Origin of the sequence: Nitrosomonas sp. ANs5 (genome assembly GCF_050584665.1) — a bacterium.
Classification (GTDB): domain Bacteria; phylum Pseudomonadota; class Gammaproteobacteria; order Burkholderiales; family Nitrosomonadaceae; genus Nitrosomonas.
In genome coordinates this window covers 21108-33213 of record NZ_JBEUDO010000006.1, presented here as the reverse complement: position 1 = coordinate 33213, position 12106 = coordinate 21108, and the positions used below count along the sequence as shown (strand labels likewise).

The following is a 12106-nucleotide window of genomic DNA, read 5'->3' as shown; positions in this document are numbered from 1 at the left end:
TCCCAAGGAAAGCATGCACCGACTGGCAAGCATATTCTGCCCACAGCAACTAAACAAACCCAATCACAGAACCGACTAAATTAAATTGTCTGGCGTAATCTCAGTATTTCTTCAACAACACCATCATCGCCCCGCTGCCCCCGTCTTCTTGCCTGGCTTGGCAAAAAGCAAGCACAGCCTCACATTGTACCAGCCAGCCGCCAATTAGCGCCTTGAGCACCGGCTGCCGGTCCTTCGACCCATGCCCTCTGCCATGGATGATGCGCACACATCGGTACCCTTGTTGCGCGCATCTCTCCAGGAACCAGACCAATTTGCGACGCGCCGCCTCCCTCGTCAAACCATGCATGTCCAATTCAGCCTGGACATGCCAATAGCCACTGCGCAATCTGCGCAAACCATGTCGCTGGAGGCCGGGGCGCACAAACGACCATTCTCCCTCTTCGGCCATCTCAAATGCATAGTGATCGGAGAGTGTATCTCCCATGACATAGGGTGCCGGTGGTCCCTTAGGGCGGGGGACGGGCCTCGGTTTGGGCGGATTGTGTTCCACCCTGGCGGATGTCTGCAAAGGCTTTACCCCACGCATCGCCTCTTGAAACAACGCCGCATCATCCAGGTCAGCCTCATGACTGGATTCAGACGGTTGATTGCCTTCCTTCATTCGAACATCTGGAGATGTGCCTGCTGCATGCATGCTCTGCCACAAGAAACACGCCCTGCCCTACCTTCAACCCTGGAAAACAGTTCGTCGGCGGCAATCAAGCGCGCCCTGACCGAACGGTTTTTCATACTGAAACCGAAAATGCCGAAACTCCCATCAATCGGCATTCTCCAGGTATCTTTCAGCATCCAATGCCGCCATGCAGCCGGTGCCCGCACTGGTAACAGCCTGGCGGTAAACATGATCCTGCACATCTCCCGCAGCGAATACGCCGGGTATGCTCGTTGCGGTGGCATTGCCCTCGCTGCCGCCACGCGTCACAATATAACCGTTATGCATTTCCAGCTGTCCCTGGAAAAGATCGGTATTGGGATGATGGCCAATAGCAATAAACACCCCCTGCAAATCCAGGTCGCGCACTGTGTCTTCCTGGGTATGGCGTATGCGAATGCCGGTTACACCGGATTCGTTGCCAAGCACTTCTTCCAATACCTGATTCAGTGCCAATTCAATTTTCCCACTTTCAACCCTGTCCATCAGTTTATCTATCAGAATTTTCTCTGAACGAAATTTGTCCCGTCGATGCACCACGGTCACCTTGCGCGCGATATTCGAAAGATATAGCGCCTCTTCCACGGCGGTATTGCCGCCCCCGATCACAGCCACATCCTGCTCCTTGTAAAAAAAGCCATCACAAGTTGCACAGGCTGAAACCCCCCTACCCATAAATGCTTCCTCCGAGGGAAGCCCGAGATATTTTGCTGAAGCACCCGTGGCAATGATCAAGGCGTCACAGCTATAGCTCCCCTGATCGCCGACCAGCACAAACGGTTTCTCCGATAATTTGGCAGTATGAATATGGTCAAACACGATTTCCGTTTGGAAACGCTCTGCGTGCTTTTGAAAACGCTCCATCAGTTCCGGGCCCTGCACGCCCATGGCATCGGCCGGCCAGTTATCCACATCGGTTGTAGTCATGAGCTGGCCGCCTTGCGCGAGCCCGGTGATGACAACCGGATTGAGATTGGCGCGGGCAGCATAAATTGCCGCCGTATAGCCAGCAGGCCCTGAACCGAGAATAATCAATTTTGAGTGTTTAGTTGTAGTCATGGTTAAATAAATTAGTATTGATTCCAGGAAGATGAAACTTGATAAGTTGCACAGGCGTATCGCCCGCCGGGCAATACTGACCAGGCAATTGCTACTGGCTGCGATCTACCAGCAAATGCCTACCTGCCATGGGCGCCACTCGATGAATCCATTGACATTTTCTTGAGCACAATAAAATACTCGAATACTTTCAGATCGCCAGTGGATGCCTTGGGGCGGGCAATCATCAATGCGCGCTCTTGCTCATTTTTGTCATTCAGCAATAAATCGCTTGTATTGAGCGGATGATTGGGAAAATACATCTGGGTCGTAAGCGGGATATGGTCCGGGTGAGTAACCTTAAAATGGATATGCGGCGGCCGCACCCAATTGACCGTTGCGGGATAGGCGCCAGGAAATACTGTTCTGAATAAAAAAGCACCCTCTGCATCCGTCAATACAATGGCATATCCCTGAAAATCCGGATCGATTGGTGCCGGATTGGGATCATAGGGGTGCTGATAGCGCCCGGCTGCATTGGCCTGCCAGATTTCAACCTGCGCCTGGCTGATGGGGCTGCCTTGTGTATCAGTCACGGTTCCTGTCAGCAGTATATGCCTGCCCTGCGCGAGAGCTTGCCGGTCGCCGATACGCGTTAAATCATAATCCTGATCGCTCAAGCGGGTAATGGGATAAAATGGTCCCTCGATTTCGGCAGGCGTCACCGGGAAATTATTTTTTGCCATGGCTGGGTACGCTCGAATGGAAAAGCTGCCCGTCAGGCTTGCCAACAGCCCATACTTGAGCAACGTTCTTCGGGATCCGCTATTCATATTAACCTAAATCCATCAGTTGAACAGGCTGTGCAGGATACGGTTTTCAAGGCATGAAACAAGGCGCAGCGCTGCGTCTTAGCGGTACCATTTCAAGGCATTGAAACGCCGCCCCACAGTGCAATGATTCGGGCTCCCCGCGACAGATTGGCATATGCCCGGATACGCCTACAATTTCTGCTCGATCCAGCCGGGGACGCTCGCCAATGCCTGCGGCAGTTTTTCCGGCATGCTGCCACCTGCCTGCGCCATATCCGCGCGCCCACCACCTTTACCTCCTACCTGTTGCGCCACGAAATTAACCAGATCACCCGCCTTCAGTTTCGCTGTCAGATCATCTGACACACCGGCTATGAGCGCAACCTTATTGTTCTCGATCGTTCCCAGCACCACAGCGCAAGATTTTAATTTCTGCTTGAAATTATCCAATGCTTCCCGCATGGTCTTTGCATTGGCCCCCTCGAGTTTGGCGGCCAGCACTCGAACGCCTTTGACCTCCTGCGCGTCCTCGATCAAAGCAGAACCCTGCAACCCCGCCAGCTTCGATTGCAAGGTGGCAATCTCCTTCTCCATCTGTTTAACGTGATCCAGTATCTGCGACAACTTTTGTGGAACTTCCTGAGGCGCGGCCTTTAGTGCGCCGGCAATTTCCAGAAGCTGTTGCTCCTGCCGTTGGCTGTAAGCCAGAGCGGCTTCTCCTGTGACGGCCTCGATGCGGCGGATACCGGCTGCAACACCCGACTCCGCAACGATCCGGAAAAAACCAATATCACCACTGTGCGCCACATGGGTGCCCCCGCACAACTCGGTCGAGAACGCCCCCATTTCCACCACCCGCACAGTATCGCTATATTTTTCGCCAAAGAGCGCCATTGCCCCTTTTTTGACCGCCTCATCATACGCCATCGATTGTGTTGCAATCATGTGATTCTGCCGGATATGCGCATTGACAAGATTTTCCACGGCGCGAATTTCATCTGCTTGCATGGCGCTATGATGCGAAAAATCAAAACGCAGCCGGTTCGCATCGACCAACGACCCTTTTTGGCTGACATGCTTGCCCAGCACCTGGCGTAAGGCTGCATGCAGCAAATGTGTTGCGGAATGGTTGTAGGCAGTATTGATGCGCGCGCCGGGGTCGACCTTGGCCACAACCGCGTCACCTACCGCCATCCGGCCGCTGCGCAGCAATCCCTTGTGGCCGAATACATTTACCTGAATTTTCTGCGTATCCTCCACAGCAAAAGTCCCGCTGCTGGCCAATAATTCACCACGATCACCGACCTGCCCGCCTGATTCCGCATAGAAGGGCGTACGATCAAGCACAATCACTGCCTCTTCGCCTGCTTCGATAAACGTTACGTGGCTGCCCTGTTTATATAACGCCAGAATCTGTGCATCCTGCTGCAACGTTTCATAGCCATGAAATTCGGTCGGCAGACCGGTGTATTCAAGGCCGGATTGCATCGAAAATTTTCCACTTGCACGCGCACGCTCCCGTTGCTGTGCCATGGCTGCCTCAAAGCCAGCCTGATCAATGGCTACCCCCCGCTCTCGAGCAATATCCGCAGTCAGGTCAACCGGGAAACCAAAAGTATCGTACAAGCGAAACACAAGCTCGCCGCCAAGCATCTGTTTTTCCTGGCGCAAGGCTGTTTCCAGCACCTCCATGCCATTATCCAACGTTTCCGCAAAACGCTCTTCTTCTTGCCTGAGTACTGCCGCCACATGTTCTCTTGCCGCCATCAATTCTGGATAAGCTTGCCCCATGACATGTGCCAGATCATTGACCAGCAAATGAAAGAAAGGCTGTTTCTGCCCCAATCGGTAGCCATGACGGATCGCGCGGCGGATGATGCGCCGCAACACATACCCTCGACCTTCATTGCCGGGAATGACACCATCCGTGACAAGAAATGCACAGGCGCGGATATGGTCCGCAATCACCTTGAGCGAGTTGTTAGACAGTTCTTGAGTATCCGTCACCCGGGCTGCCGCTTCAATCAGATCACGGAACAAATCGATTTCGTAGTTGCTATGCACATGCTGCATGACGGCAGCGATACGCTCCAGACCCATGCCGGTATCCACCGAAGGTTTCGGCAACGGATGCAATTGGCCGCCGGCATCGCGGTTATATTGCATGAAAACCAAATTCCAGATTTCGATGTAGCGATCGCCCTCTGCATCCTTTGATCCTGGCGGACCACCGGCAACCTCCGGCCCATGATCGTAAAAAATCTCTGAACACGGGCCACACGGGCCCGTATCCCCCATCTGCCAGAAATTATCCGAGGTGCCGATGCGCACCAGCCTGGCAGGCATAATCCCAACTTCATTCAGCCAGATATCTGCCGCTTCATCGTCTTCCGCGTAAACAGTCGCCCATAACCGGTCTTTGGGAATACCGAGTGTATCAACCAAAAACTCCCAGGCAAACAGGATGGCGTTACGCTTGAAATAGTCACCGAAACTGAAGTTGCCGAGCATTTCAAAAAAGGTATGGTGACGGGCGGTATAGCCAACATTCTCCAGATCATTATGCTTGCCGCCCGCGCGCACACAACGCTGGGCGCTGGCGGCACGGACATAGGCGCGCTTATCCTGGCCAAGAAAGACATCTTTGAACTGCACCATGCCGGCATTGGTGAACAGCAAGGTGGGGTCGTTGCCCGGCACAAGTGCGCTGGAAGGTACAATTACATGCCCATGTGACTCAAAAAACTCGAGAAATTTCTGTCTGATTTCGCTGCTTTTCATATTGATATTTTATGTAACCACCTTCCGGATACTATTTTAGTCAGGATCTGTATTGCGCATCATGGGGCTCAGTTTTCCATTTCACGATCATGCGCCAGCGCACGACTGATGGCTTCGGATGAGAAGCCTTTCCCAGCCAGAAAACGGATTTGCCGGCTCCGCTCCTTCAAATCAGCCGGTGACGCACCGAATTTTTTACGCAGCAGAGCATGCGCGCTGGATACTTCGGTTTGCTTGAAATCTTGCAATGCCGCTGTAATCAAATGCTCGGCAATGCCTTTCATGCGCAACTCATGCTGGATCCGCTTGCTGCCATACTTCAATCGACGTGCGTAGACCATTTGTTCGACAAATCGCTCGTCCGATAACAGCCGCTGCCGCTCCAACTCATCCAGTAACGCCGTCAGTTCCGCAGGCACTGGCGCATAAGCGGATAATTTTTTTTCCAGCTCCTGCCGCGAGTGTTCTCGCCGAGCGAGATAACCCAAAGCGCGCGCATGCAAACTCAGCTTGGCATTCATGCCTGAGGGGAGACCGGCTCCGTTTGAGCCGGCTCGACCAGGTTGACAGCAGCCCGGATTTTTTCCTCAATCTCGCGTGCGATAGCCTTATGCTCTTTCAGATAGTCGCGCACATTATCCCTGCCCTGCCCAATCTTTTCACCATTGTAAGCGTACCAAGCGCCAGATTTCTCGATCAGTTTATGCAACACCCCCAGCTCGATGATTTCGCTCTCACGCGAAATACCCTCGCCATACAAAATGGCAAAATCTGCTTGCTTGAAGGGTGGTGCCACCTTGTTTTTAACAATCTTGACCCGGGTTTCGTTGCCAACCACTTCGTCGCCCCGCTTAATCGAACCAGTGCGGCGGATATCCAACCGCACCGAAGCATAAAATTTCAGCGCGTTGCCACCAGTCGTCGTTTCGGGATTCCCGAACATCACACCGATCTTCATTCTGATCTGGTTGATGAAAATCACCATCGTGTTGCTGCGTTTAATATTGGCGGTCAATTTGCGCAATGCCTGGGACATGAGCCTGGCCTGCAAACCCATCTGCGGCTCTCCCATTTCACCTTCTATTTCAGCACGGGGTGTCAATGCGGCGACAGAATCGACCACGATCACATCCACCGAACCGGACCGCACCAGCATATCGGTAATCTCCAATGCCTGCTCGCCATTATCCGGTTGAGAAATCAACAATTCCTGAACGTTGACACCGATCTTTTGAGCATACTGCGGATCCAGCGCATGTTCGGCATCGATAAACGCAGCCGTCCCGCCCAGCTTCTGCATTTCGGCAATGACTTGCAAAGTCAAGGTGGTCTTGCCAGAAGACTCTGGACCGTAAATCTCGATAACCCGTCCACGCGGCAATCCTCCCACGCCGAGCGCGATATCCAGTCCCAACGAACCGGTAGACACCACCTGAATATCGTTGACCACATCATTGTCACCCAGCCGCATGATTGAACCCTTGCCATATTGTTTCTCGATCTGAGCAAGAGCTGCCAACAGTGCTTTGTTTCTATTTTCGTCCATAATTATTCCTGAGAAGAGCCTGCTAAATTATCGCACATTCGACTGCCTAATAAAAAAGAGCAATGCAACATCAATCGTCACGCCAGACCATGGAATATCGCCAAAAACTTCGAGCAACCGGCTGACCTGCGATATAATCCCGAGCTTGCCATAGCCAGAAAAATTTTGCTTTCACTGGCTCAAAAACAATTCGTAAAAATTATCGTTCTTTTTCGGTAAAAATTAAGGAGATTAGCCATTCGTATTATTTTGTTAGGCGCACCGGGAGCGGGCAAAGGTACACAGGCAGCTTACATCCGGGAGCATTTCGCCATTCCACAAATTTCTACAGGAGACATTCTCCGCAACGCAGTCAAGGAAGGCACGGAACTGGGCATCATGGCCCAAAAGATCATGGAATCCGGAGGATTGGTTCCGGATGACATTATCATCAACCTCGTGCAAGCACGCATCCACGAGCCCGATTGCGCCAACGGTTTTTTGTTTGACGGATTTCCTCGCACCATTCCCCAGGCAGATGCGCTCAAGGCCGCTGCGGTACAGATCGATTATGTGGTCGAGATCGATGTACCGGATACCGAGATCATAAAGCGCCTGTCCGGGCGTCGCGTACACCCATCATCTGGGCGCACCTATCATATCGAGTTCAATCCGCCCAGGGTAGCCGATCGGGACGACATCACAGGAGAAGCATTGATTCTGCGTGACGATGATCGCGTAGAAACCGTACGCAAGCGTCTTGAGGTCTACCACCAGCAGACACGTCCCCTCGTCGATTATTATCTTGAGTGGTCAGCGAGCGACGCACAGCATGCACCTCGCTACATCAAAGTGGCCGGGACTGGCAATGTGGAAACCATACGCAACGACATCATCACGGCACTCAAATGAACCACAAAAACTTGCCCGGGATGCTCTCTGGACCTTGAAGTAACCTGATGGCGTGTTGACTAATGCAGCGATTCGATCATGTAGTAGACTTATTCACGAGCGCTCACTAGCTGAATGCTCTGCTTATGCCAGTGAGTAACAATAAGGTTTTGACTAACCAGGAGAAACGACAAACATGGCGATAAAAAATGCATTTTATGCTCAATCCGGTGGCGTAACCGCCGTCATCAACGCCTCAGCTGCCGGCGTACTGGAAACAGCGCGCGCGCACCCGGATAAAATTGGCAAAGTTTATGCGGGTCGCAATGGCATTATCGGGGCACTGACCGAGGATCTCATCGATACGAGCGCGGAATCCGCCGAAGCGATTCAAGCCCTGCGTCACACGCCATCAGGCGCTTTTGGCTCCTGTCGCTACAAACTGAAAAGCCTGGAAGACAACCGGCGTGAATATGAACGCCTGATAGCAGTCTTCAAGGCGCATGATATTGGTTATTTCTTCTACAACGGTGGTGGCGACTCGGCTGACACCTGCCTGAAAATTTCTCAGTTAGCCAACACCCTCGGCTACCCCATCCAGGCGATTCATGTCCCCAAAACGGTGGATAACGATTTACCCATCACGGATTGCTGCCCGGGATTCGGTTCGGTCGCGAAATATATCGCGGTCTCGACGCGCGAAGCGAGCTTTGACGTTGCCAGCATGGCCAAAACCTCGACCAAGGTATTCATTCTCGAGGTCATGGGACGGCATGCAGGTTGGATCGCGGCAGCAGGCGGACTGGCATCCAGTGAAGATTGCCAAATTCCAATCATCATCCTGTTTCCGGAAGTCGCGTTCAACCAGGAAAAATTCCTGGCAAAAGTCGACCACTATGTCAAGCAATATGGTTATTGTACGGTCGTCGTCTCTGAAGGCGTGAAAGGGAGCGACGGCAAATTTCTCTCCGACCAGGGATTGCGTGACGCTTTCGGTCATGCGCAGCTAGGTGGCGTGGCGCCGGTGGTGGCAAATATCGTTCGGGATGGCCTGGGACTGAAATACCACTGGGGCGTTGCCGATTATTTGCAGCGCGCGGCCCGCCATATCGCTTCCAGAACGGATGTGGAACAGGCCTATGCCATGGGCAAAGCAGCCGTGGAATACGCGATTGCTGGCCATAATTCAGTGATGCCCACCATTGAACGCACTTCGAGTTCGCCCTATGCCTGGAAAACAGGCATGGCTGAGCTATCCAAGGTGGCCAATGTAGAAAAAATGATGCCGGCTGATTTTATCAGCGCGGATGGTCTTGGCATTACGGACAAATGCCGCGAATACCTAGCGCCCCTAATCGAAGGAGAAGACTATCCTCCCTACAAGAATGGATTGCCCGATTATGTCAGACTGAAAAATACAGCGGTCGACAAAAAACTGGATGAATTCAAAATTTAAAAATGTAGATTTAAGTTGTTAGGTATCAGGCAGCTGAACAGATAAAATATGTGGTTTGGCTGCATTGTGATTTAGCTTGTGGATTGATGCGGGGCTATCAGGCCTAGTTCCGTATACATTTGGGTTGGTCTGATTTTAATTGGAGTTTCTTTATGGCAAACGGTTTAACGATAGCAATCCTCAGTGCGATGCTTGCCCTGATTTTCAGTGGCATATGGATTCGGCGTATCTACGCCCAATCCACCGGCAACGCACGCATGCAGGAAATTGCGGCTGCCGTGCAGGAAGGCGCGTCGGCCTATCTTAAACGTCAGTATATGACAATCAGTGTGGTTGGCGTGGTCCTGTTTCTCGCCATCGGCCTCGCTCTTTCCTGGGATATCGCCATCGGCTTCGCCCTTGGCGCAGCACTTTCTGGCTTGGCCGGCTTCATGGGGATGACGGTTTCAGTTCAAGCCAATGTACGTACGGCTGAAGCGGCACGCAGCGGATTGAATGAAGCACTGGCCATCGCTTTTCGCGGGGGTGCCGTGACTGGCATGCTGGTAGTTGGACTCGGACTGCTGGGTGTCGCTGGCTATACAGCACTGTTATTCAATGGTGCAGAGGAAAGTGCGTCGATCAGTGAAATCATTCGTCCACTGATCGGTTTTGCCTTTGGAGGCTCACTGATTTCCATCTTTGCCCGGTTGGGTGGCGGCATTTTCACAAAAGGCGCGGACGTCGGTGCGGATCTGGTCGGTAAAGTTGAAGCGGGTATTCCTGAGGACGATCCACGCAACCCTGCGGTCATTGCTGATAACGTGGGCGATAACGTGGGCGACTGCGCAGGCATGGCAGCCGACTTGTTCGAGACCTATGCCGTCACGATCATCGCGACCATGTTGCTGGGTGCACTGCTCTTCCAGACCAACACAGGCGATGCCATCGTTTATCCTCTGATGCTGGGCGCAGCATCCATTGTCGCCTCGATCATTGGCTGCTACTTCGTCAAAATGCGTGAGGGCGGAAAAATCATGAATGCGCTCTACCGTGGACTGGCAGTAGCCGGCGGTATTGCATTCTTCGCTTACCTGCCAGTAACCGTATGGTTCATGGGTAGTGCAACCCTGACACTTGGCGGCGTCGAAGTAGGCGGTGGCGAACTGGTCATGCGGCTGTTTGCCAGCGCAACGATTGGTCTGGTGCTGACAGGTCTGATGGTCATCATCACCGAATACTATACCTCGACTGAATACCCGCCCGTGCAGCACATCGCCAATGCCTCCACCACCGGCCATGCCACCAATATCATTGCCGGCCTGGGGGTATCCATGCGTGCAACGGCGGCACCTGTGCTGGCGGTATGTATCAGTATTTTTATCGCTTACTCGCTGGCCGGACTTTACGGTATCGCAGTTGCCGCAACCGCCATGCTGTCCATGACTGGTATCATCGTGGCACTCGATGCTTATGGCCCGATCACTGATAACGCAGGCGGAATTGCCGAAATGGCAGGCATGCCGGAATCTGTGCGCGCCATTACGGATCCGCTCGATGCGGTTGGCAATACCACCAAAGCAGTGACCAAAGGCTATGCCATCGGCTCGGCTGGATTGGCTGCCCTGGTTTTATTCGCTGATTATACGCATGGCCTTGAGGATATGGGCAAAGTCCTCTCACTCTCCTTTGATTTATCCAATCATCTGGTGATTATCGGCCTCTTTATCGGGGGCATGGTGCCTTTCCTGTTTGGCGCATTGTCCATGGAAGCAGTTGGCCGTGCGGCGGGCTCGGTTGTCATCGAAGTGCGTCGTCAGTTCAGGGAAATTCCGGGCATCATGGAAGGAACCAGCAAACCGGACTACTCACGTGCAGTTGATTTGTTGACCAAGGCTGCAATCAAGGAAATGATTATCCCATCACTGCTACCGGTACTCATCCCGATACTGGTCGGTGTGTTCCTAGGTCCGCAGGCCCTGGGCGGGGTATTGATGGGATCGATCGTCACGGGTATTTTCCTCGCCATCTCCATGACTGCCGGTGGCGGTGCATGGGACAATGCAAAAAAATATATTGAAGACGGCAACTATGGCGGTAAAGGCAGCGAAGCACACAAAGCTGCTGTAACCGGCGACACGGTCGGCGATCCCTACAAGGATACCGCTGGTCCGGCCATCAACCCGTTGATCAAAATCATCAACATTGTGGCATTGCTGATCATTCCATTGCTGTAATCAGCGCCCCACCAGCAAAAAAGCCTACCAGGGGAACTTGGTAGGCTTTTTTGTGCGCCCGTGCCGGGCGATTTGAGGTGTTGAACCCAAAAACCTCAGTCGACCATTATCAGTAAAGGCTGAAATCATCCCACTGCAGTTTTGGATTAAGGTCATGACAGAGGGGTGTGAAGTTATTTGCTGCATCAACCTCGCCCCCCCCCGCAGCGACGGCTTCCTGTGTCAGCTGCTGAAGAACCGCCTGTTCAATATCCAGACCATCTCTACCACCTGGCAAGACCTTCCTGGGCAAGCACCCATTCCTTCACCACACGACGACCGGTTTCACACCACCACACCCTGATCACGAGAGCTTTGCCGAATTTCATCCGCTCGCCCTGCCCGTCAGCACCTGGTACCCGGTTTTTGTCCATCGGCGGACAGCTCCGCTCCACGCTTCCTCCCCACATTCAGTCGCCCGCATGCAGTTGCGCCTCGCTCGCTGTGATCAACTTGCGGTGGGACTTTCGCCCACAAGAATGCGCCCGTACCGAACGCACAAAAAAAAACACCCCACTGAATACTTATGTGGGGTGCAAAGGCTTCGTCACAAAATCTGTCTTTCGTTTGTCCTGACCTTGCTCGAAACTAGAGGAGAGAAAGGTTGCTCGTTTACGGAGAGATCGATATCAC

10 protein-coding genes are annotated in these 12106 nt (G+C 52.9%); 4 read left to right on the top strand and 6 right to left on the bottom strand.

Features of this window, described 5'->3' with window-relative positions; all coding sequences use genetic code 11:
• Positions 1-100: 100 nt before the first annotated feature.
• The 6 genes from ABTW62_RS02710 to recA all read right to left on the bottom strand — a co-directional run bounded on the left by ABTW62_RS02710 (position 101) and on the right by recA (position 6892).
• A complete protein-coding gene (locus ABTW62_RS02710; protein ID WP_430903038.1) occupies positions 101-664 on the bottom strand; it encodes a Smr/MutS family protein in 564 nt (187 codons plus the stop codon).
• A 156-nt stretch (positions 665-820) separates the two neighbouring features.
• Positions 821-1774, bottom strand: a complete 954-nt coding sequence (gene trxB, locus ABTW62_RS02705) for a thioredoxin-disulfide reductase (RefSeq protein WP_430903037.1) — start codon at positions 1772-1774, stop codon at positions 821-823.
• Between the two features lie 119 nt (positions 1775-1893).
• Complete coding sequence (locus ABTW62_RS02700; RefSeq protein ID WP_430903036.1) at positions 1894-2586, bottom strand: protocatechuate 3,4-dioxygenase; 693 nt, start codon at positions 2584-2586, stop codon at positions 1894-1896.
• Between the two features lie 168 nt (positions 2587-2754).
• The gene (gene alaS / locus ABTW62_RS02695) at positions 2755-5346 is read right to left on the bottom strand and encodes an alanine--tRNA ligase (RefSeq protein WP_430903035.1); all 2592 of its coding nucleotides are present in this window, start codon (positions 5344-5346) and stop codon (positions 2755-2757) included.
• Between the two features lie 68 nt (positions 5347-5414).
• Positions 5415-5867, bottom strand: a complete 453-nt coding sequence (gene recX, locus ABTW62_RS02690; RefSeq protein ID WP_430903034.1) for a recombination regulator RecX — start codon at positions 5865-5867, stop codon at positions 5415-5417.
• Entirely contained in the window at positions 5864-6892 is a 1029-nt protein-coding gene (gene recA, locus ABTW62_RS02685) for a recombinase RecA (RefSeq protein ID WP_430903033.1), read from the bottom strand. Before recA ends, recX begins: the two co-directional genes overlap by 4 nt.
• Before the next feature lie 237 nt (positions 6893-7129).
• Between recA and adk the strand changes: the two genes are divergently transcribed.
• The 4 genes from adk to ABTW62_RS02665 all read left to right on the top strand — a co-directional run bounded on the left by adk (position 7130) and on the right by ABTW62_RS02665 (position 11777).
• A complete protein-coding gene (gene adk / locus ABTW62_RS02680; RefSeq protein WP_430903085.1) occupies positions 7130-7783 on the top strand; it encodes an adenylate kinase in 654 nt (217 codons plus the stop codon).
• A gap of 175 nt (positions 7784-7958) precedes the next feature.
• A complete protein-coding gene (locus ABTW62_RS02675) occupies positions 7959-9218 on the top strand; it encodes a 6-phosphofructokinase (RefSeq protein WP_430903032.1) in 1260 nt (419 codons plus the stop codon).
• Positions 9219-9370: 152 nt separating this feature from the next.
• Positions 9371-11434, top strand: a complete 2064-nt coding sequence (locus ABTW62_RS02670; RefSeq protein WP_430903031.1) for a sodium-translocating pyrophosphatase — start codon at positions 9371-9373, stop codon at positions 11432-11434.
• Positions 11435-11588: 154 nt separating this feature from the next.
• The gene (locus tag ABTW62_RS02665) at positions 11589-11777 is read left to right on the top strand and encodes a hypothetical protein (RefSeq protein ID WP_430903030.1); all 189 of its coding nucleotides are present in this window, start codon (positions 11589-11591) and stop codon (positions 11775-11777) included.
• Positions 11778-12106: the final 329 nt, after the last annotated feature.